Consider the following 22984-nt stretch of genomic DNA (forward strand, 5'->3'; position numbering starts at 1 on the left):
TTGCATCTGATTTGACTGCACACTTGCACACACAACTGATCATCGTGATACGCACAATTATGTGCTCTCGCCTAATTAGACATGCTCTGAGAGTTGCACCTCGAAGCCATCTGGATCTGTAATGTAAATAAACCGCAGATGCGGATTGGGCTGGATGGGGCCACGCACGATCGGAATATTCAGCTCTGCCAGTCTTTCCATGGCTTCATCCAGCGAGTTCACCTCATAACCGATCGACACGCCAGCCTCTGGTTTAAGAATGGATTCACTGCCCTCAATCAGTTCCAGCTTGGCTTCATTCTCCATGCCGAGCATTGCAATCTGCCGTCCACGGCTTTCGAATCTGCGCTGAATTGGAAGTCCAAGCATGTCGTGGTAGAACCCGAGTGAAGCTTCCAAATTACTGACCCTCAGCGTGATCCAGTTTAATTTGATCAACATGGGTGAATCTCTCCTTTTTCTTGCATGATATGTATTTTTGTTACGTTCATTATACGATAGGTGTTAGCAGGAACCTACTCCTTATCAGTAAACAATAAAATAGCTGCCGAAATATTCGGCAGCCAGATGGTGTAATCTCCTTGTGGTTCCAGTAGTTCTAACGAATTATTGAATCAGATCAACGGCCGTCTGGGGTACAAATGCCTCTACACCGTTATACACAATGACACCCTCCAAAGTTGTCTTTTTGCCGTTCACCAGTGCAATATTTTTGTAGATTTGCAGTTCCAGTTTGGTGTTGCCTTTTGTAACGAGAATCTTCGGATTTTTGGCGTCCGTCAGGTCCAGTTTGTACGTCGCGCCTTTGGCCGTAAATGCTTGTTTGGCAGGTACAAACAATTGTTTGCTCACGCTGTCGAGATCCAGATCCAGTACACGTGCCATATACTTTGCTACATCCGTGTTGTCGATTACACCGAATGGACGGTCATTGTTCGGAGCATACGTGTACAGCACAACATCTCCACCTGTATGACCACCGGTTGTCCAGCCGATCCCTGCACGTTTGCTAATCATTGGACCGATTGCATAGTTAAGACTGCCCGGCTCGGCCGCTTTAATGGTAGCAATCTCCTCGGAAGTAAGATCGATAATGCCATAATATTGTTTCATCACTGCTTTGATGTTTGTACGCTTGGCATTCAGCTTCGCTTCAACGCCCTCGCCTGTCAGCTTGGCCTTTTTCAAAGGTCCGATAAATGTGGACAACGGCTCTTTGTCATAAGTGCCGGAAGTTGCGTTGTTACCAATGGTGAGTCCACCATTACCATGGTCCGTAACAGCCACAACGGCAGTCTCTCCATCGGCTTTGGCAAAATCCATGGCTACCTTTACGGCATCATCAAAAGCCAGCACGTCACTGATAATGCCAATCGGATCATTGGCGTGAGCTGCCCAGTCCACTTTACTGCCTTCGACCATCAGGAAAAAGCCGTCTTTGTCTTTGGACAGAACTTCAATGGCTTTGGATGTCATCTCGGCAAGGCTTGGCTGTTTTGCAAGATCACGGTCCATATTATAAGCCATGCCCGCTGGCGCGAACATACCCCATAGCTTGTTCGAATCGGATGCTTTCATTGCAGCTGGTGTAGTGACGTAATCGTAACCCAGTGCCTTGATGGACGAAATCAGATTCTCACCGTCTTTACGTCCGGCTGGCTCAAGATATTTGCTACCTCCACCCAACACAACATCCATGCCATTATAGACTTGCTGTTTGCTGAGTGCATCATAGTTTTTACGGTCCGGATAGTGAGAGGAGAAATCCGCTGGTGTGGCGTGCATAATCTCGGATGTAGCGACAATGCCAGTTGCTTTACCCGCCAGTTTGGATGCTTCCAGTACGGAAGCAACAGGTTTTCTTTCGTCTCCAGGAGCAATCGCCTTTTGCCCTGGCATCGTAGCCTTGTCCGGCAGTACACCAACAAATCCGGTATGAGATTTATAACCTGTTGCAAAAGCGGTTCCGGCAGGAGCTGAGTCGGCAATCGGCGCATCGGCGGAGTGAGTCCGAACCATGCCGCTTGCCATGGAGTCCAGTGTCAGGGACGAGCCCTTATACCAACGAGCCAGAGCGGTAGCATCGTTAGCCATACCGTCAGGAATCAGAATAATCACATTTTTAATCGGTGATGCAGATGTCGTTGAGGTGGTATCTTCCACAGCCCACGCTGCACTGCTTCCTCCGAGTGTAGCCGTAACAATTGTTGTCACCGCGAGCATCATTTTGGCTGCACGGACATTAAACCGGTTTAACATGAATGCATCCTCCTAGAATATATGTATAGTTGGTATCCCAAACCAAGTGTATACAACAATTGCTAAACTAACGTATGAAATGGGTTAACTATATGTAAAATTTACGATTAGTGAAGGATGCTGGAATTCAGGTGAACTGGACAAAATGAGGACCACTCTTGTATGTTAAGGAGAAAATCGGGCTAGGGAATGCCCCTCGTCTAATGATCGGCTTTGAGGTGGTTTGTAATGAAAGAATGGTCAGAAGCCATTCAGTGGTGGAATAAAAATCAGGTGAAGCTCATGGACATTCGTCATCTGGTCTTGAAGCCGGGACAGGCAATTAAGCCGTATGTTTTGCCAGCCCATGCTTTTTTGCTGATGGTCAGAGGAGAAGCCATTGTTCATTTGGGTAAAGAAAAGCTCAGGTCCAACCAGACGCAGGTTCTGCATGTTGGCAAAGGCACAACTATACATATCCATTGTCTGGATCTCCCCTTGGAATATTATCTTATTTTATATAAACCCCAGCCAAGCTCCACTGGTACCGACCCGTCGAGAGTAGAAAACGTACAACAAGAGTATGAATTTTCCCCGCAGCAGTATTATTTTGCAGCAACATATCCGCTGTTGCTAATTCCCATAATGGAGAGAATGCATGAATGCTGGGCAAGCAGCGAAGAATTGGACAGGTTGCAGGTTACAGGACTGTTGTATCAGTTTGTATACGAACAGTTTCGTCAATGGAAGCAGGCGAGTGATCAGATAGCTGATCCTCCAGAATTAGCCGAGCAGATTGCAGCATACATTCAGGAGCACTACGCACATCCCGTGTCCATGGAGGATATGGCGGCCCAATTTCATTACAGCAGTCATTATCTGGCACGGGTATTCAAGCGAAAATTCGGTTGTAGTCCGATGGAATACGTCATCCAAACCCGGATGAACCAAGCCAAAGTATTGCTAACAGAGACAGAGGCTCAGATTCGTGATGTGGCTGAGAGCGTTGGATATAAAGATTTGTACTACTTTAGCCGAATCTTCAAACGAATGATGGGAGAAACTCCTGCTCAATATAAAATGCACAGTCATCTGTTTAAAGGTTCAAATCGTACTAATAAGAAGTCTGAATCGTTCATTGCTGGAGAACTCACACAACGCTATATTGATAATAACGATAATCATTATCAATACAACACTTGGAGCGTGAATGACTTGAATGTTCGTTTTAAGCCTACTTTGGCGGTCAGTTTATTATTTAGTTTATCCCTGCTATTAGCAGCTTGCGGGGGAGGAGCTGATCCACAGTCAACAGCAAATGAAGATGCTTCACTGCCTGCAACCAAAATGTATACCGACGCATCGGGGAGAACGGTTGAGATTCCAGCCCAATCAGCCAAACCGGTTGTGATCACATATGGGGGGTATTTGCTGCCACTCGGAATGAAGCCGGCGGGTGCCAACAAGGAAACACTGGATCTGTACCCGGAAGAGATGGCTAATGTACCGGATATCGGATCAGGAACGGGGAACGTAGAAGTGGTCTCGGATCTAGAGCCAGATCTGATCATCGTACCTGATTATACAAGCACGGAAGTGATCGGCACCTATGAGAAAATTGCGCCTACGATTACGGTAGCCTGGGGCGGTGACCCAGATGTCATCAACACCCTGAGAACGATGGGTGAGATTATGGATAAAAAAGAGGAAGCAGAGCGATGGATTGCTACTTTCGAAAGTAAATTGAATGGGATCCGGGATGAACTGAACATCAATATTGAACCGGGAACAACGGCCATGTCCTTCGTTATCTACAATAAGGAGGTATTACTTGGGGGAGAAGGCGGCACATTGGGCAAGTTGATATACCAGGATTTCGGATTTGATATGCCTGAACAGTACAAAGCCTATGCAGATGGTGGAACCGTGCTCTCATTGGAGAAGCTGGCGGATAAACCTGCAGACTACTTCTTCACTCAGATGGACGATGAAGAGATGGAGCAGATGATGGAGCTATTCAATGAGCCGGTGTATCAGAGTATTCCTGCGATCAAAAATCATCGGATCATTAATGTTTCTCGCAACTATTGGAATTATGGACCTTATCTGGTCGACAAGGGGCTGGATAGCCTGATTGAGCAAGTGAGCAAGCTACAGGAATAAAAAAACATTTCATTCTACAAATTTGACGCAAATCACGTTATATCAGAGCAGGTTCATAGGTGGATGCGCCTATGGCCTGTTTTGTTATGTCGGCGGTTCTGTATGATTAAAGCTTACAACCTCTGGGCACAGCGACCGCCATGCTCAATATTTATGGGCTTCTGGCTGGGCAGATACCCGAAGCAATGTAGGTTCCGATTCGATATGATATGGAACTTGCAGAGCTTGTTTTTAATGTTACCCATTCAGAGAGATATATTGACGATTAAAAAAAGATATTGCGAACGCTTACATTATGTGCTAACATCACCATAACAACAGGATTGTAACCGTGTTTAGGGCAATACCTGTGTCAGTTCATTCGTTGGTTGTTTGTTCATCAAACGATTGATTGCGTTTACATTTTCATATGGAATGAACCTCATTCCTCAGGGTTGTTACTGATTGCAGGCAAAACCTGAATTGAGGGCAGTAGACCACGCTAAAGCGATGTCTGTTTGCCTTCGGTTCAGGTTTTTTTATATAAAAAATGCCTGATGGCATGACCGCAAGCGCCGTAGCAGATATTTCGAGCAGAAAGGAGCGCAGCAGATTTAATTTTTTCATAAATAGAGATATAGACTCATCCAGACATTGGAATACTGATTCTTAGATACGCAACTCAAATGGACATTCCAATGCACTTATCCCATCACACACTATTCGACAGCGAGGAGATTTATGACATGAAAACCATTAAACGTTCGATTGCTGTAGCAACAATTCTGGGGTTATGTGTATCCGCTCTACCAGCTTATGCAGCAGGCAATACAGGACCTTCTTCTTCAGCAGCGATGGACAAGCTGATCCAATCCGAGCTTATTCGCGGTAGCGGTCAAGGTGTTAATGCAGCTTATCTAAACAAAAAGGCAACACGTATTCAGGCCGCAGTACTTTACTTGCGTTTGTCCGGATTGGAGAAAGAAGCACTCGCTTATCAGGGATCGGAAACGTATGACGATGCGGCTCAGGCAGGCAAAGTATTACAACCGGTCGTTGGTTACTTGAAGCAGCATCCGTATGTGTCTGAGATCGTAACAGGAACGGAGAAGTTTGAACCTAATGCACCCCTTACAGCGGAAGGTTATGCCGAAATGCTGCTGAAGGTGCTTGGATATGAAGCAGGTACGGATTATGAGCAGGGATCGGCTTCCACCTATGCGGCTGGGAAAGGAATCATGGCGCTTCAAGGGAAGGGAGCGAGTCAACTTACCAACCGCCTAATGGCAGAGGCAACCGCACAGGCTTTGCAGATACAGCTCAAGAATGGCAGTGGAACCTTGGAGCAGAGTTGGTTGAAACATAAAGAAGCTGGAGCGTTCAAACCTCAAACGGTGCAACAGACCAAGTATGGCACAATTGATGGCAAAACCTATGAGCAATATGGCACGCTCGGTTGGCTCGGTGTTCCTTACGCGGCACCTCCGGTAGGGGAACTGCGCTGGAAAGCCCCGCAAGAACCGGAATCATGGACAGGAACCAGATCGGCTAAGGAATTTGCAGCGAACAGCTTGCAGATCTCCGGCAAGACTACAGCGGGAAGCGAAGATTCGTTGTATCTTAATATCTGGCGTCCCGACACAACCAGTTCGAAACTTCCGGTTATGGTGTTCCTGCACGGCGGCGGGAATATGACCGGATCAGGTAAAGATTTTCAAGGTGAACAGCTTGCACGGAGCACCAACAGCATTATCATCTCAGTGAATTACCGTTTGGGAGCCCTTGGATTCTTCGAGAATGCAGCGCTGAAAACAGGGAATGCCCTGAATGACTCAGGTAACTATGGTCTGCTTGACGCATTCCGTGCATTGGAGTGGGTACAGGATAATATCGAAGGTTTTGGCGGAGATACAGGCAATGTTACATTGGCCGGACAATCTGCTGGTGCACGTGATGTACTGGCAACGCTGATCTCGCCACTTAGCAAAGGTTTGTATCAAAAAGCAGTTGCTTTCAGCGGAGGATTGACGACAGCATCACCGGAAGAAGGCGAGCAAAAATCCGAGGATGTACTTGTGAAGCTACTCGTGCAAGAGGGGAAAGCGGCTAATGCAGAAGAAGCAAAAGCATGGATTGGCAAGCAATCTCAGGCACAGCTGGAGAGCTATTTGCGTGAACTGCCTGCGGACAAGCTGGTCACAGCGTTTGGTGCAACCGCAATCCGTATGGACCCATTCCCGCATCTGTTCCGTGATGGCACAGTGATTCCAAAAGAAGGATTTGACGCCATCAATAATGGCAATTATAAAAAAGTACCTGTATTGCTCGGCAGCTTGGAAACGGAGTTCTCCGGTTTTGCCTTCGGTGATCCAAACTTCTCTCCGTCGATTACGGATGAGACTCTGTTTACTGATAAAACCAAGGCGGAACAATATGCTGCTGCGTTGAAATATGGTAGCGAAGCTTATGCAGGCTTTAATGCAGAGCGTGTAGCGGAGCAATTGACGAGTGAAGCAGGTCAACCACCAGTATATGCGTATCGTTTTGCATGGGGCACACAACCTGGAGTCATCTCTGAGCGTTTGCTCACGTTACTGGGCGCACCACATGGTGCGGATATGGACTTCTATACAGGACACGCAGACGGAATTGCTGCTTATTTCCCTGATGGGTACTTTAGCGATACAAACAAACCAGGACGTGATCAGTTGTCCGCCGCGATGGCAGCTTATCTGAAGCAGTTCCTGTACACAGGCAATCCAGGTACGGGTGGATCACCTGATCTAGCGGCATGGACACCTTGGACGAAAGATGCTCAAGCCCCAATCATGCGTCTGGATGCAAGCAATACAACGGCAGAGATTGGCATGTCCACACAATATAATCAAGGCAAAGACGCCGTTATGGCAAAGATGAAAAAAGAATTGCCTGAAGAAACGTATAAACTGTTGACGGAAAAAGTGTTCGCAGGCCGTTTCTTCTGGGAATAAGGATCACTGGATAGGAAGGTATATATAGATATAATGTAAGCCAAGGGAGCATGCTCTCTTGGCTTTTTGTACTGTTCGTTATACTTAAATATGGTATTGTTGTAAATATAAATTAATAGAATGTCGAAAGGGGAAACGTAAAGTTATGATTAGCTCTATAGGTATTGCAGGTATTATAACGCTATTAATTTTCTTTATTATGATTGGTCTTGTATTATATCTGGTTTTCTATCTTGTGATGAAGAGGTCTGGCGTCAAAGAGGAAGTATCCGCATTAAGGATGGAAGTACGAGTGTTGCAAGAGGAAGTCGAGCGGAACAGGCGGGAATTGGAAAATATGAAGCGTCGATAACCTTTACAGCATTATATGTGGGTACGTGGAATAGCGCGTACAATAGTATGAGAGGACAGGGGCTCTACGCCCCCACCTACTCAATACAACGTGAAACCGCTCATTTCAGCCTTTACATACTAAGGACACTTGATCTATTTCTTGGCAAAAAAACTAAGGGTTCCAGTACTTTCATCTGCACTCACAAACAGGCTGCGTCCGTTAACACGATGAATTCCCTCTGGTGATTCTCCAGCTGTAGGAATCAGACCCAGGTAGTCCGGATTGACCGGATCAGCAAGATCAAAGAACAAAATGGCATCTGCCCGTTCGGAAGCTACAGCCGCATACGTTTTGCCTTCTACAGTAGCAACGGTCAGATTCTCGACTTCACTGCCTTTGTTGGGACTGCGATCATCCGGGTACAAGCCAACCATAGCGGTTGCCTGGTCAATGAGGTTCTGGCTATCGTACATCCGCTGGCCTTGCAGATCCCAGACAGAGATATTACGTCCGCCTGCTTTTACACCATCCTCAAATTCATTCTTGCCCAAATCCCCTTCATTAGCTGTCAGCAAGTATTTACCATCTGCCGAGAAAGCAATCCCATCCGGCTCATAACGAGCGGTCAACGTCTCTTTAAACTGAACGATACCATCATCTTTCAGATCCGCTTGATGTGAAGTAGTGCCCAAAGCGAAGATTGAGCTGATTTTTTTTGTCTCCAGATCTACGATGGCAACGACATTGTTTTCCTGTAACGTGATGGCTGCTGTTTTACTATCTGGACTAATGGCAACATACTCTGGTTGTGGATCATGCGGATAGATGGCGCCTTCTACATTGTCCAGAGATACTGGCAAGTTGGTGATCTCACCCTCCAATACGTTCCCGCCAGCAAAAGATACAACCATAATGCTACCCGGACGTTTGGTGTTGGCATAGTCAATTTCATCCGCAGCTTTATTCAGCTCTTCATCCTCTATCGCTATAACCGCATGCAGACCGTCAGGTGACAGTGCAATCGAGTCAGGACCAATGCCCAGCTCATACGTTTTGACGGTTTTGTAGGTTGTCAGATCCACAATGGCAAGTAACCCTTTGTTTGCTTCACTGTCCGTATCCCCTGTGCGAATAACTGCAAGACCATATTTGCCATCTTTGGACACGGTTACGCTTGTGACTTCAGCTTTGGCGGAGAGGTCATGGAAGCTGACCGTTTTCAATACATTGATGTTTTTCAGGTCAGCAATGTCCAGTACGGAAATGCTGCCATTGTCTGCTTCGGTTACGAGCAGGCGCTGTCCATCTGGCGTAGAGGCTGATATTTCTGCTTTTCCTCCAGGCATCTGAAACGATGCGGTCTGTTCAAAACCGGTTTTATTTTGTTTCAGGATCAGTTGATCCGTAATTAATTTTAGTGTTTGGGGAGATACATACGTTGTACCTTTGGTGATGTAGCTTTTACTGTCCAAAGGAGTTTTCACACCGTTGATGGTGGCTGATGACGTTCCTATAGGAAGTTGTACTTTAGTATCTGCGATCTGGATATCAACACTGCGACTGCTTCCGTTCCATGTGACCGTACCCTGCATATTTTGGATGGCTGTGCGCAGTACGACATGATCGTTGGCGGGTTTAGTTGCGTCAGCGGCATGAATCATGGATGTGTAGCTGGTTGCTCCTGCGGTAAGAATGGCAGTCATCGACAGAACGGCGAGCCATTGATTTCTCTTTTTCAATGTTCCAGATCCCCTTTATCGTTTCTTGTGTAATGAGTTATACAATTGTTTTAGTATAGGGAGCTAATGTTAAGGTAAGGTAAGAGAAGTCTGCGATTTGTGTAAAAGGTTAAATAAGAGATATTTTTCCAAATTGGATATGTAAGTTAGTGTATAAAATGATGTTGCCACATGAAGAAAAAAGCAGAAGTGAACCTTCATACTATATAAGACTGGTCGAACGGGAGAAAATACGCTAAAATTATAATTGAGAATCATTATCAATTAATTCAGACTTTCTTTACTGACAAGTCTGATCAAGATATAGGCGAGGTGAATACCCATGCGCACGGATGATGCATTAGGCGTAGTATATCAGCATTACCTGACCCAGGAACCTTACAGTCAGCAAGATGAACACACGTATCTGCTCTCTCCCAAGGCGGGTAGCGGTAAGGTCAAAAGAGTGACAACATACAGTGGCATTGAGATTTTATATTCCCAGGTTGAATATCATCAGCCTTATCCTACGTATTTTGCGTCGGAGACACCCATCGTGGAATTGCAATTTGCCTTGTCAGGAGAGCGACATGTGGATATATCCGGTCAGGATTATTCATTATCGATAGGGCAAGGGGCCCTTATTTTTATGCATGATTTCGAAGCGTGGTTCCATCCTCCGGCAAGGGAGCTGTATACGTCTTTTTCGCTGGGGATTCCGGTTTCTCTGTTTAATTATGCAGCAGCACAATTGGGCGGTTTCAATTCGATTGCGTTTAATCAGGTGTTGGGACGAAAAGTGTTCAAGCCGATTGTATTTCAATTGGATAACCGGATACGAACGATGATTGACAGTCTGATTGTAGAATTAAACAATAGTTATCGATCATCCTTAATGATGGAAGCGACAGCCTTGGAGATCTTGAATCGATTTATGATCCAATTGTTTGATTTGGCGCCAATCCCCGCGGGATTCTCCAGAGAGGACATCCGGAAGTTACATACGGCACGGGAGATTATGGAGGCCTGTATGGTAGATCCTCCATCTTTGCTAGCATTGTCCAGACAAGTAGGACTTAACGATTTTAAATTAAAAAAAGGATTCAAGGCACTTTTCGGAAGCACGGTGTTCGAATATTTGCGTCAGGTTCGTCTCGACAACGCCATGAAGTTGTTGCGCAATCAGGATAACAACGTCACCGAGGCCGCGATTGCGGTCGGTTACAGCAATGTCAGTGCCTTTTCGCAGCAATTTTATCGCAAATTCGGCGTGAAGCCTTCCGAGATGAAAAAGATTTATTAATAAATCCGTCTTGCCGTGAATTGTTCCGTATAGAGGCAGTGGGGATTCATTCAGCCTTGTATACTCCAGGTACAGTGGGTACTGTACTGAAATATAGAGGAGTGTACAAACATGAATAGAATCAGAGGAAGTATTTTTTTTAGCGTATTTGCAGCCATGTTGGGTCTGATGCTAATTGCACCCATTATGCCACCACTTATTCGCGAGTTGGGCATGAAAGAAAGCCATTCCGGTCTTATTATCTCGCTTGGGTCCATTATGATGGCTGTCATGGCTCCGGTATGGGGCAGATGGAGTGATATAAGAGGAAGAAAACCCATCATATTGATTGGATTCATAGGTATGTCTGTGAGCTGTGCATTATTTGCACTGGCATTGTACGGGGGATTAAATGCATGGATCGGAGGGGGGCTCCTGTTAACCCTTCTGATTGTGACGCGCAGTCTGATCGGCATGTTCATTCCGGCGGTGCTGTCTTCTGCCCAAGCCTATATAGGTGATGTGACAGAAGGTGAAGAGCGGGGAAGTGGAATGGCGATTATCAGTGCTGCGAATGGACTGGGCCTTGTATTTGGACCTGCGATTGCAGGAGCTTTTACGCTTATCGGTCTGCTTTGGCCGCTTTATTTTGGCATTTTTATAGCGATAGCTGCGTTTATTATTGCCTTGTTGTTAATCCCGGCAGCCAAACCGGTCATTCAGGCAGAACCGCCTAAAGTCAACCCGTTCCAACGTGGTTTACGAATGTACCTTGCTGCCGGCTTAGTCACGATGATGGGTATCATGACACTACAGGTTGTCGGGGGATTTTATTTTCAGGATCAACTGGCTCTATCCTCAGCGGGGACGGCCCGAATGGTTTCGTTTGGACTCATGTTCTCTGGAGCAGCGATGTTGATCATGCAGGTCATTCAGATGAAATGGTTGAAATGGAAGCCACGCCCAATGATTTTGTTCGGGTCCCTTTTCCTGATCGCAAGCATGATCCTGTTTTTGATCTTCAATGTGTTATCCATGTATTATTTCTCGTTTTTCCTGTTTGGCATGGGTTCGGGTCTGATGATGCCGGGGTTCATGGCAGGTGCTTCGCTGGCAGTTAGCAAAGAACAACAGGGAGGTGCAGCGGGATTGGTAGCAGCGATTCAGGGGATATCCGCCGTCATTACGCCTTTACTTACAACGACACTTTATCAGGTGGACAAACATGTTCCATTTATGCTCGTAGCTGTTCTGGTTGTCTTGCTGGCAATCATGATGCTGGGAATGAGGAAGAATGAATCCAATACTGTAACGGACCCCATTCATTCGTTATAGTCAGACAAAGTCAGAAGATCAAATAAGGTCAAAATAAAAGAAAAAAGGATCTATTTTAAAATAGTGAACCATGATGAAAGAAAATCGTTTTTTTTGGTCTTTTACGGACTTTGAGCCTTATTTGCAAGGGTATTATAATAATCAATGTAAGCAACACCAATAAACCAACCAAACAAAAGGAGATGATTTTCATGTTTGATCTGATTCCGTTTCGTAAACGAAATGAAGACCCGTTCGGACACATGTTGAAATCCTTCAATGACATGGTTGAGAACTCATTCCTCTCCCCTTTTGGAACTGGCTCCCAGCCATTCCGGACTGACATTCGTGAGGAAGAAGACAAATATTCGGTAGAAGCCGAGCTTCCGGGCATTGCCAAAGAGGACATAGACATTCAGGTTCAAGGTAATGAATTGATTATTCGTGCCAAACGCAATGATATAGTGGAGCAGAAGGATGACTCCAATCGAATCATACGGCAGGAGCGCCGTTCCGGCGAATTTATCCGGCGATTCTATGTTGATCATATTGATGAGGAGCATATTAAGGCCAAATTGGAAGAAGGTGTGCTGAAGCTCGAGATTCCAAAACGTCCTGGTGATGATCAATCTCGCAGACGCATTCAGATTGACTAAACCAGATGCAAAATGTGTAGCTGAAGAAGTTGAGCTATCCCTTTATGGTAATAGGCATGGAAGAACATCTGTAAAGATGTTTTGTCATGTTGTCCCATGAAGGGATTTTTTACATAACCGGGTTAATGGAATTGAATATGAATTGTGCTGCATAGGAATGTAGCGGAGAAGCCGGATACGGCATCCAAGTTAACACGAATCTGATCGGCTGCATTAGTGAAACTTAGCTGTAAACAAACGTTAGATGCCTCCACAGGGGAGAACATCTCTTGCTGAATATGTTCAAAATGGAAGTGCACCTGCTGTTCCCATTCCTTATCAGCATTATGCGTTAGCACAAGAGAGAGGGATTGTATATTTTGGACTGTTTCCAGCTGCACATCCGTAATTTCGTCATAATGGAAGGGAGGGAAATAGCCCAGAGTTTCGATTACATGTTGCGCTCCGAGAATGGAAGCCAAAGGAGAAAATTCACGTTCCAACCTCCGAATATCCATTAACTGTGCCTCGTACTGAGGACTTGTATAGAGCAGGAGAGAGTCTGGTTCGCATTCCACGACTGTTCCGATAAAAGCAGCCCAGTTCGCGGTACCTTCCTCACCAACGGTAACAAGCAGTTGATCTTGAGCAAGCAAGTCGATTGCCCTATTGGTATAGAATTTCACTCGAAAACCTTGTCCCTGTATCTGCCAGGGAGTCTGGGGTGCATACCAGAATGGTTCCCGCTCTACGGATCGGACGCTGACGTTTAATGTCCATGCTCTGTTCATTAGACTACCTCCAATTGCCACAAGCTGCGTGGCATCATCTCCACCTGTCTGTATTATTTCTCTGCTGCTGCTTGCATCAGGGCATATATCTTACGTGTGGTATTCACATTTCTAACCGTCATATAGGCATATACTTTGGATCCCACAAGCTTGTTCATGCCACTTTTGGACGCATCTTCTCTGCTGACTGAATATAAAATCGCTCCAGGAACATAGATTAGTGTGCCGATTCCCGGTTTGATGGGCAGCTGGTCCAGCACGGAGGGCTCATTGATCTCATCCCAGAGGAACATCACATCACTTTTGGCTGTGTCATCATTAGCCCATTCCGTTGGCAGCGTCTGAATAACACTTTGGATTTCATCTATATTCCGCACCATTACCCTGATCTGTAAGCCAAAATCGGCGGCGATGGCCTGTTCTAACACATGGGATATCTCCCTATTTGCATCGGCACGTTCCTGATGATCGGCAAAAATAATATTGCCAGAGTTGATATAGGTAACGACATCCAGCATACCTGCTTGTTCAAATGTTTCTTTCAGCTGCTTCATATTAATTTTATTGTTCCCGCCTACATTAATGCCTCGTAGCAAAGCCACATAGATCATATGGGCGCCCCTCCAATTCCTTCAATTCACCGTTTTAACAAAAGGACAGATATTCGAACAGATGAGTAGTATACTCTTCTCCCAACAGATCTTGCAATAAAGGTTCCACTTGCTCCAGATACTCGGGCTTGGTTTCATAGGTTTCTTCATCTTTTACTTCTCCGGCATAGGTACGCGCCGCTTCAATCAGGATGGCTAGTGCACTGAAAAAGTCTGATAGTGAATCAGCAACACGGTTTGGTTCTCCACCTGTAAAAGCGGCATATACGGGAGAGTTTGGTGCTTCCACATCTACAATTAACGGATCATCGTTAAAGTTTGCGATGACAACGTGAGTTTTTGGCCAAGTGGAGGACTCCTCATAAGGTTCATTCATGCCAATCCAGCGGAACCCCAGTTGCTGACGAAGCAGATGTTCAGGTGCGACAAAGGAAATCAGTGCGGCATCACCGATTTCGACGGCGGCATTTTTCATTTTGAGTGTACCTTCCGCATCCGCATCCATCATTTCATAATGACTGTACAGATACTGAAGTTCTGGAGAAAGAGGTATTCGTGTATCCACTTCCGGCTGGTGATGTTGTTCGCGGGGACGCAGATCATGATTTTTGAAAAGTCCATAAGCTTCATTATATAAATCCTGCTGTTCCACCAAACGGCTCAAGGCCGCATCCAGTTGTTGCATGATGTCTGAGTCCTCCTAATAACATTGATATAATAACAGGCCGATTCGTTTGATTCTTGGCTATAAGCATTATACTATATCAAAGATAAATTCAAAAAAACATTTGAATACGTTTACATTCATTAGTGGACATGATATACTTTCACTCAAATAAGGATTGTTACTGCTTCGGGCAGGCAAAACCTGAACATCACTATGCGTGGACTTTGTTCCATTCATAATGTTGTTCGGGTTTTTTTGCATTCTACGGTCCATATTAAGGATAGAAAAACAGAGGACGTACTTATTTCCAACCCAACTAACATCACGCTGTACAGAAGAAAGGGGAGCATTATGAACAAGAGAAAATGGTTAAACGGTTTTGCCGCAGGTTGTCTCAGTATCATCCTGGGAATTAGTGGATGCGCATCCAAAGCGCCACAAACCGCGAGTGACACACCAAATCAGGCGACAGAGCAGACAGAGAATGAAACCCAGGAACCTGCAAACAACCAAGCTGCCAAAGGCAGAACGGTGATTACAACCGACGGTGAAGTGGATGATATGAACTCCGTCATTCGTTTCCTCTTATATTCGAATGAGATGGACCTTGCCGGAATTGTACTGACCAGCTCGGTGTATCATTATGCTGGAGACGAGGAAGCAGGGATCAAGCCGTTCCGCTGGACAGGCACACAGTGGGTGTACGATATGATCGATGCCTATGGCGAGATCTACCCGAACTTATCCAAACATGCGGATGGGTACCCGGAGCCGGAACAGCTTCGAGCGATGACCAAGATTGGTAATATTTCCGATAAAGGGGAGATGGAGAAGGAAACCGAAGGTTCCGAGTTCCTCGAAACTCTTTTCCTCGATGATGACTCCCGAGACCTGATTGTTCAGACATGGGGGGGCACCAATACCACGGCCAGAGCGCTAAAATCGATTGAGGAACAGTACAAGGATACGGCCGAGTGGGATACGATTCGCAAAAAAGTCAGTGACAAACTGGTCCTGTACATCATCCTCGATCAGGATGACAGCTACAACGAATACATTGCGAAGAATTGGCCGGATATCCGCATTCTCAACGACCAATCGAACTTCTGGCATTTTGCCTATGCATGGAAGATGCATGCTGAAGAAGTGAACAGTAAGCTTCATGGCGACTGGATGGTCAAAAATATTCTGAACGGACATGGCAAGCTGATGGATATGTATGCGTCGATGGGTGACGGCAAGATGATCGAAGGCGAACTGGCCGAAGAACAGCGTGGAAGTGCCGAATATCTCAAGAACAATCCGCAATATGACAAATACGATTTTATATCCGAGGGGGATTCTCCATCCTTCTTTTATCTGATTGATAATGGACTGCGCAGTATGGAAGACCCTTCCTACGGCGGTTGGGGTGGACGCTTTGGCGTTGTGAACGACAAGCTGTTTAGAAACAATGTGCTTGATTACGATCCCTACACCAAACGCTATGAAGCCGAATACTCTCTGATGAGATGGTTTGACGATGTGCAGGATGATTTTGCAGCACGTGCGGACTGGGCAGTTGCAGACACTTACGAAGGTGCCAACCATAATCCGTCTTTAACGATTAAGGAAGGGGTGGATCTAAGTGTTAGTCCTGGGGAGGAAGTGACTCTTCACGCGGAGGGTAAAGACCCGGATGGAGATCAACTGACCTATACGTGGTGGAGATATTTCGAAGCGGACACTTATGAGGATTCCAAAGTAACACCGAACAAAGTTCAGCCTGAAATGGCGGGTGACCTGCAGCTTGGATTGCATCGTGAACTTGCCAAGGATGAGCAGGTGGATACGATAAAATTACAGGGCAGTGACACTGAAGCGGTGACATTTACCGTTCCTGGCGATGCCAAATCGGGTGATACCCTTCATATCGTTGCCGAAGTACAGGATGATGGAGAGCATCAGTTGAAGCATTATCAACGTGTGATCCTAACTGTGAAATAAAGAAATAGAGGGGCTGTCCCAAAAGTCATCAACATGGCTGGTGGGACGCCTCTCTTATCTGTGTAGTCTGATCGTAATTGATCCGTTAACGCTGGATGCCTGACCAGAAGACATTCCAGGTGATCGTTAAAGCTTGTTCATAGGATTGCCGTGTCTCATACACGAGCTGTACATCCAATCCATCCATCACGGTGACAAAAGCTACGGTGGCTTCTTCCGGACTCAGGCGTATATCGGAATGTCTGGTAAATACGGCTGCCAGCTCTTCCTTCAGTGTCCCGAGGTACGTTCGATACTGGGCTAGCACAAAATCATGCACCTCCAGCGGTGTGATAAAAGACAAGATATACATAAAAGCAACGTTTGGGTGAGTCAGAAAGCGATTTTTGTGTTCATGCAAAAAGGCATATAGCTGCTGATCCAAAGTTTGGGTAACAGACTCGCTGAAAAATTGGCGTACAAACTGTTGTTCCTCCTGCACAACTTCCTCATATAACTCCAGCAATAACGCTTTTTTGGATGAATAATGATAAGCCAGGGATTGCTTGCGAATGCCTGCCTCTTCGGCAATCTGCGCCATCTTGGTCCCCTCGTAACCCAGACGATTAAAATGTTGAATGGCAATTTCCTTGATTCGTTTTTTACTCAATGTCTACCTCCAGTTGGCGAGCTGTATACCTCTGCTGTTTTTGGGAGTATACCAAATATAACAAGATATATACCACAAAAATGCCTATAGAGATAGCATACACCACCGTATAGGAAAATGCAGAAGCCACAACGCCCAGGATCAACGAACCACCGCCAATTCCGAGGTCAAAGAAGTTAAAGAAGGAAGCCATCGCACTTTCGTGCTCATGTTCTTCTACAAGATTCACACACCAGGTCTGAATCGCCGGGAATATGGCACCAAAACCAAAGCCGTATAACGCACCGGCGATCAGGAATTGCACATCACTCTGGGCGATAATCAGAACCAGTAGCCCCGCGATTGCAAACACGGCAGAAGGTAACAACACGGAACCTGGTCCCCATCGATCAAACATTTTCCCCGAAAACAGTCGAACGGCGAAGCTGGCGATGGCAACGATGAAGAAAAACCAGGCTATATTCTCGAACCCTCTTTCGGCGGCAAATAAAGCCACAAAGGACATGATTGAACCCGCTGCAATGCCAACGAGCATAATGAGAAGGGAAGGGAAGAGTACCTTCTTTTCAATCAGTTTCACCGAAGGGACATGAGTTTGCATAGACTCGCTACTACCTTCTGTTTTCGGCTTTCTGGATACAAACACTGTCATTAGGAGAGCTAACAGCAAAATGCACATACCTCCCATAAACAGGCTCTGGTAGTCGTACCTAAACAACAGGCTTGTTCCAATCAATGGACCGATGGATATAGCGACCGTCTCCCCTACGCCGAAATACCCCATACCTTCTCCCCGGCGATCTCTTGGTATGTTTTCAGTGGCAATCGTTGCAAAATATGTCGTTGCCAAACCAAATCCGAATCCGTGGATCACTCGAAATACAAGAATCATCCAAATACCTGACGATAGGTAGTATGCGCCTGTCATTAATGCACAGATAGTGATGCCGATAATCAATAGATATTTTTTATCTATTCGAGCTGCTAAAACAGAAGTGAAGGGTCGAATCAAGATGGCAGAAAACATAAATACGCCGGTAACAAGCCCAATTTGGGAGGCTTCGCCACCAAGACTTGAGACAAACAAAGGCAAGGTGGGAAGCAACATTTCAAATGCCATAAACAATAATGCGTTGGCTAACATGATAAATAGGAATGATCTTCCCCAGAGTTGCTGAGGTGTAGAGCTATGTGTTGAAGTACTCATGGTTTTCCTCCGTAATGTTGATCTCTGTCGCGCGACATGTTGAACCGATTTTACCTGACGATCGTCAGATTGTAAAGCGCGTATTCAGAGCAGGGGTTCATGATTTTTTGATGGGTGAGAGAAGTTATTAATAATTTTTAATTCATATCCCAACATTTTCCGGTATACTAATCAGATAAAATGATTCAAGTGAATACTACCTCGGAGAGGTGATATGCAATGACGGTTGATATACTTGTAAGAAATAATGTTAAGGTACTTGGCTCGGGTAGCCAAACGATTGTATTTGCTCATGGTTTTGGATGTGATCAGGATATGTGGCGTTACATTATTCCAGGTTTTATGGAGAACTACCGAGTGGTGTTGTTTGATTATGTTGGATCTGGCGAATCTCAAATTAACTATTATGATGCTATCAAATATAGCAACCTTCAAGGATACGCCCAGGATGTGCTGGAAGTTATGGAAGCGCTCGAACTAAAGGACACCATATTTGTCGGGCATTCCGTCAGTAGTATGATTGGTATGCTGGCATCAATTCAGAACCCCAAATATTTCAAAAAAATTATAATGTTAGGGCCCTCCCCACGTTACGTGAATGATCTTCCGAATTATTATGGAGGTTTCGATCGGAATGATATCGATGAATTACTTGAGATGATGCAGATGAATTTTATTGGGTGGGCGAGTTATCTGGCACCCATTGTGATGAACAATCCGGAACGGAAAGAGCTGACGGAAGAGTTGGAGAAAAGCTTCTGCTCCAGAGATCCGCATATTGCGAGACAATTTGCCGAAGTGACGTTTTTATCTGACTGTCGTATTGATCTGGAGCAGGCAACTGTGCCAACATTAATCCTTCAGTGCTCGGATGACAGTATTGCCCCGATAGAAGTAGGGGATTATTTACACGCTCATCTGAAGAATAGCCGATTGCAACAGATGACGGCCAAGGGACATTATCCGCATCTGAGTCAACCGGAAGAAACCATCCGAATGATTAAGGATTATTTAACGAGCGCATAAAACGCGGAAGAAAGGCAGTTATTCCATGGATATACAATTAGATCTGGCTCCCTGTGGATACTTCTCTATCTCTGATTCGGGCGTCGTACAGTCGATTAATCAAACTATGCTTACGATGCTTGGATATGAACGCGATGAGCTCATAGGGCAACATATTGAATCCACCATGTCGGTAAGCAACAAGGTGTTTTTCCATACGTATTTCTATCCCTACATCCAGTTATATGGACATGTGGACGAGATGTACTTCACGTTCCGTACCCGTGATCAGCAGGCTGTTCCTGTTCTGCTTAACGGTGTTCGTCAGACACGTAACGGGGAAAGCGTGGTAGATTGTGTCGTTGTAGTCATGCGTAAGCGAATCGAACATGAGAAGGATATTTTGCATACCAAAACGAAGCTACAGGAGCTGTATCAAGCGACGCAAGAAGCGAACAAAGAGCTTGAACGACTGCATGAGGAATATAAAATTAAAGAGCAGGCGTTAATCAAAGTGAATGATCAGTTGGAGACACTGGCCTCCACCGACTTGTTGACAGGATTGAAGAACCGCAGGTTTTTCCAGGAAAAAATGCTTGAAAGTTTAATGATGTTCCAGGAGAAACAACGTTATTTCTCCCTTCTGGTGGTAGATATTGATCATTTCAAAAGCATTAATGATACGTACGGACATCCGATCGGAGATCTGGTGCTCGGCAATCTGGCAGGGCTGCTGCAAACGGTATCGCGAAGTACGGATGTGGTTGCACGTTACGGTGGAGAGGAATTTGTTGTCATTCTTCCAGATTGTGAAGAGGAGCAGGCGATCGGTATTGCAGAACGATATCGTTCACAGGTTGCTTCAGCCGACTGGGGTGAATATAACATTACTGTGAGTATCGGTGCGGCCACTGTAGTAGAGGAAGATACGGAAAAGACCTTGTTCCAAAGAGCGGACAACGCCCTGTATGCCTCCAAAACCGGAGGACGAAACCGGGTGACACATGCAGCTCAGATGGTAAAAAGTTAAGAATTGGATTGCATCAAAAGATTAAAAGAAAGCAAAAAGGAGCCTGTGTATGATGAGGGAAATGATCCCACATGCACAGGCTCCTTTTATTTGCATGAAAAAGATTGACTACGTTGAGATGGCAGACTCAGGGTTAATTTATCGCGGAGCAAGGTAACCATACGCCTCAGCCGGAGAGTTCGCCTGAGGACGAAAATCTCCGTTGGATTCATCCATAAATGCCGAGTTCACATATATGGAGTGTGCGTCATTGCCAGATCCCTTGATGTAGGCAGCGATGCCGGAATAAGCTTTATTTTTCCAAACCCACAGGGCATCTTGCTGCTCACCTGGTGAGTAATAGACATTATGGTCAAACACATTGCCGGTATTGCTAGTATATTCGTTGTATATCAGTACTTCCGAGCTGCCCGATACGAGAATGTTACGCATGAACGTATTGTTCTTTGTCCGTGACTGCATGAATAACTGTCCATTGCCTGCATTCAGGGTATCATTTCCCACAAGTGTATTGTACATAATCTTGCTATCCTCGGTAGCTCCTCGTTCCTCGTCATAACCTCCCATGGCAATACCCGTCAATCTGTTGGAATAAATCAGGTTATCACGCACGGTAATGTTGCTGGTTGAACGTCCGGCATGCTCTGAGGCAATCTCAATTCCGATATCGCTCCGATATACCCGGTTCTGGTCGATGATATGATCTTTCCCGCCATCTACATAGATGCCGCCCGCCGAGTTGGTATCATTGGGCAGGTCTTTACCGTAGGAGGGGTTGTTATTGGACGTAATATCGTATACTTCGTTACCTCGTACAATGCCGTTCCGAGCCTGATCGTACGTGTCGTCCTCGGACGTACCCTCGTACCCGATCAGATCAATACCAATATTATCGGAATCATGGATGATATTGTCCTGTATGGCAAAGGTATCAACATTACCGTTGACTGCGAGTGACTCGCTTGAACCAAGTGTAAGATCATACAATTCATTATCCTTGATGATGATATCGCGTAAAGCTTGAGGGTGCTCTGTGCCATAAATGGCAATACCGTGGGCATCCCTGCCCCGTAAATCGGGGCCTTCAGGAGTTGCGTAACTAGCGATCGCGTGTATGGTGTTGCCTAACAGTTGAATATGCTCACCAGCTCCGTGGACATAGATCCCGGTTGGAACTTGGCCCCCAAGTGTGGTTGTGAAATTACGAATTTCGAGATTCTGAATCGTGATATAACTGGCATTTTCAATTTCAATTAACCCTTCAATGCCCCGGACAGATAAACCTTTACCATCAATGATAACCTGCTCCTGAGGATAACTTGAAAATAGGGTTGGATTAGCGGAAGAATTACCGCTCTTGGTGATTTTGACTTTCTGATGATAGACACCTTCACGCAAATAGATCGTGCTTCCTGGCGAAGCGTGGTCGGCTGCGTGCTGCAACGTTTTCCACGGAGATTGAATGGTTCCTTTATTCGAGTCGTTTCCTTGGGGTGATATGTAATGGATGACCTGGGGATCAGACTTTTGAACAGAAACGGATTCCTTCATGGCAGGTGTATGATTCTGACAACCGGATACAAGCACCATCAGAATCGGAATCATAAGTATAACTACGCGAATCAAATCGTTTCCCCCTTGAATTTAGCTTTGAAGATAGATTATAGCAGATTTGAACGGGTTAATAACCCATGATATGCTCTTATAAAATCAGCGAGGAGACTGCTCATGAATACATTAACGATAGCTGAATTAGTAGATCGGGAGAATCACGCATGGGAAGAACTCAAGGAACTCCTGGATAGTGGGCAAAATACATATGTGTATGTTCCAGCAAAACAAGAAGCTGGAGAGGATACCCTTTATCGTCTGCAAATAAGCACCAAATCCTATTTGGGGGCTGTTGCTTATGAGACAGAAGGTATTGTACTGGACCATGGCTGGATCACGCTGCTTGGTGCGGGTGGTGACAGTACATCTGGGAGTCTCACCAGTTGGAATGGTGTGAGTGAGCAACCTTGGGTAGATGTGCTGGAAGGTATGATGGTCGTTGCATATGATGCGGCAGGCGGTTTCTTCGGACTGGATACAGGCAAGTATGGCCGCACGGGACACATATATTATTTTGCACCGGATACACTCGAATGGGAATCGACAGAACTGGCATATTCAGGTTTCATCAACTGGCTGGCGAATGGTAATCTGGAGCAGTTCTATCGGACCTTTCGCTGGAAAGGCTGGCAAGAGGATATGTCTCAGCTCCAGAAAGGGCAAGTATTTGCGTATTACCCACCACTTTGGACGCAGGAAGGTGACGGCGAGAGCAGCAGTAAAGCCCCAATTAGCATCATGGAGGCCTGGAAGTTCGCACTGGACGGAAAATAG

At 45.6% G+C, this 22984-nt stretch carries 19 protein-coding genes; 10 read left to right on the plus strand and 9 right to left on the minus strand.

Going from position 1 to position 22984, the window contains the following annotated elements; genetic code table 11:
- Window positions 1-75: 75 nt before the first annotated feature.
- The gene (locus MHB71_RS02235; RefSeq protein WP_036617391.1) at window positions 76-441 is read right to left on the minus strand and encodes a VOC family protein; all 366 of its coding nucleotides are present in this window, start codon (window positions 439-441) and stop codon (window positions 76-78) included.
- Window positions 442-606: 165 nt separating this feature from the next.
- A complete protein-coding gene (locus MHB71_RS02240; RefSeq protein ID WP_340028733.1) occupies window positions 607-2259 on the minus strand; it encodes an alkaline phosphatase in 1653 nt (550 codons plus the stop codon).
- 228 nt (window positions 2260-2487) lie between these two features.
- Between MHB71_RS02240 and MHB71_RS02245 the strand changes: the two genes are divergently transcribed.
- The 3 genes from MHB71_RS02245 to MHB71_RS02255 all read left to right on the plus strand — a co-directional run bounded on the left by MHB71_RS02245 (window position 2488) and on the right by MHB71_RS02255 (window position 7722).
- Window positions 2488-4401: an AraC family transcriptional regulator gene (locus MHB71_RS02245; RefSeq protein WP_340028735.1), complete on the plus strand. Its 1914-nt coding sequence runs from the start codon at window positions 2488-2490 to the stop codon at window positions 4399-4401.
- A 725-nt stretch (window positions 4402-5126) separates the two neighbouring features.
- A complete protein-coding gene (locus MHB71_RS02250; RefSeq protein WP_340028736.1) occupies window positions 5127-7370 on the plus strand; it encodes a carboxylesterase family protein in 2244 nt (747 codons plus the stop codon).
- Between the two features lie 145 nt (window positions 7371-7515).
- Window positions 7516-7722, plus strand: coding sequence for a hypothetical protein (locus tag MHB71_RS02255; protein ID WP_036668655.1), 207 nt, complete (start codon window positions 7516-7518; stop codon window positions 7720-7722).
- 134 nt (window positions 7723-7856) lie between these two features.
- Here the strand turns inward: MHB71_RS02255 and MHB71_RS02260 are convergent, their stop codons facing one another.
- Window positions 7857-9443, minus strand: a complete 1587-nt coding sequence (locus MHB71_RS02260; RefSeq protein WP_340028737.1) for a stalk domain-containing protein — start codon at window positions 9441-9443, stop codon at window positions 7857-7859.
- 322 nt (window positions 9444-9765) lie between these two features.
- Here MHB71_RS02260 and MHB71_RS02265 point away from each other — a divergent pair, with 322 nt between their 5' ends.
- The 3 genes from MHB71_RS02265 (at window position 9766) to MHB71_RS02275 (ending at window position 12674) form a co-directional block, all read left to right on the plus strand.
- On the plus strand, window positions 9766-10725 hold the full coding sequence (locus MHB71_RS02265) for an AraC family transcriptional regulator (RefSeq protein ID WP_340028739.1): 960 nt from the start codon (window positions 9766-9768) through the stop codon (window positions 10723-10725).
- Between the two features lie 111 nt (window positions 10726-10836).
- On the plus strand, window positions 10837-12039 hold the full coding sequence (locus MHB71_RS02270) for an MFS transporter (protein WP_340018072.1): 1203 nt from the start codon (window positions 10837-10839) through the stop codon (window positions 12037-12039).
- Between the two features lie 191 nt (window positions 12040-12230).
- On the plus strand, window positions 12231-12674 hold the full coding sequence (locus MHB71_RS02275; RefSeq protein ID WP_036617413.1) for an Hsp20/alpha crystallin family protein: 444 nt from the start codon (window positions 12231-12233) through the stop codon (window positions 12672-12674).
- A gap of 122 nt (window positions 12675-12796) precedes the next feature.
- On the opposite strand, the gene MHB71_RS02280 is transcribed toward MHB71_RS02275, so the two are convergent.
- Genes MHB71_RS02280 through MHB71_RS02290 form a run of 3 tightly spaced genes read right to left on the minus strand, consistent with a single transcriptional unit; the run spans window position 12797 to window position 14740 of the window.
- Window positions 12797-13444 (minus strand): Imm50 family immunity protein, encoded by a 648-nt coding sequence (locus MHB71_RS02280; protein ID WP_076252783.1) that lies wholly within the window; start codon window positions 13442-13444, stop codon window positions 12797-12799.
- Between the two features lie 53 nt (window positions 13445-13497).
- Window positions 13498-14055 carry a DUF1697 domain-containing protein gene (locus MHB71_RS02285; protein WP_340028741.1) on the minus strand — a complete coding sequence of 186 codons (558 nt, stop codon included), beginning with the start codon at window positions 14053-14055 and terminating at the stop codon, window positions 13498-13500.
- Between the two features lie 34 nt (window positions 14056-14089).
- Window positions 14090-14740 carry a hypothetical protein gene (locus MHB71_RS02290; protein ID WP_100529230.1) on the minus strand — a complete coding sequence of 217 codons (651 nt, stop codon included), beginning with the start codon at window positions 14738-14740 and terminating at the stop codon, window positions 14090-14092.
- 333 nt (window positions 14741-15073) lie between these two features.
- Between MHB71_RS02290 and MHB71_RS02295 the strand changes: the two genes are divergently transcribed.
- On the plus strand, window positions 15074-16708 hold the full coding sequence (locus tag MHB71_RS02295) for a nucleoside hydrolase-like domain-containing protein (RefSeq protein ID WP_340028742.1): 1635 nt from the start codon (window positions 15074-15076) through the stop codon (window positions 16706-16708).
- An 85-nt stretch (window positions 16709-16793) separates the two neighbouring features.
- Here the strand turns inward: MHB71_RS02295 and MHB71_RS02300 are convergent, their stop codons facing one another.
- Both MHB71_RS02300 and MHB71_RS02305 read right to left on the minus strand, forming a co-directional pair.
- Window positions 16794-17357, minus strand: a complete 564-nt coding sequence (locus MHB71_RS02300; protein ID WP_340028744.1) for a TetR/AcrR family transcriptional regulator — start codon at window positions 17355-17357, stop codon at window positions 16794-16796.
- Window positions 17350-18564 carry an MFS transporter gene (locus MHB71_RS02305; RefSeq protein ID WP_036668642.1) on the minus strand — a complete coding sequence of 405 codons (1215 nt, stop codon included), beginning with the start codon at window positions 18562-18564 and terminating at the stop codon, window positions 17350-17352. The genes MHB71_RS02300 and MHB71_RS02305 overlap by 8 nt, the downstream gene beginning before the upstream one ends.
- A 219-nt stretch (window positions 18565-18783) precedes the next feature.
- Here MHB71_RS02305 and MHB71_RS02310 point away from each other — a divergent pair, with 219 nt between their 5' ends.
- Window positions 18784-19590 carry an alpha/beta hydrolase gene (locus tag MHB71_RS02310; protein ID WP_340028746.1) on the plus strand — a complete coding sequence of 269 codons (807 nt, stop codon included), beginning with the start codon at window positions 18784-18786 and terminating at the stop codon, window positions 19588-19590.
- A gap of 25 nt (window positions 19591-19615) precedes the next feature.
- Window positions 19616-20599 (plus strand): sensor domain-containing diguanylate cyclase, encoded by a 984-nt coding sequence (locus MHB71_RS02315; RefSeq protein ID WP_315371476.1) that lies wholly within the window; start codon window positions 19616-19618, stop codon window positions 20597-20599.
- Between the two features lie 138 nt (window positions 20600-20737).
- Here MHB71_RS02315 and MHB71_RS02320 read toward each other — a convergent pair whose 3' ends face one another.
- Window positions 20738-22225: a DUF5123 domain-containing protein gene (locus MHB71_RS02320; RefSeq protein ID WP_340028750.1), complete on the minus strand. Its 1488-nt coding sequence runs from the start codon at window positions 22223-22225 to the stop codon at window positions 20738-20740.
- Between the two features lie 102 nt (window positions 22226-22327).
- Here MHB71_RS02320 and MHB71_RS02325 point away from each other — a divergent pair, with 102 nt between their 5' ends.
- The gene (locus tag MHB71_RS02325; protein ID WP_340028751.1) at window positions 22328-22984 is read left to right on the plus strand and encodes a DUF2625 family protein; all 657 of its coding nucleotides are present in this window, start codon (window positions 22328-22330) and stop codon (window positions 22982-22984) included.

Source organism: Paenibacillus sp. FSL H7-0940, assembly GCF_037979415.1.
GTDB lineage: Bacteria > Bacillota > Bacilli > Paenibacillales > Paenibacillaceae > Paenibacillus > Paenibacillus amylolyticus.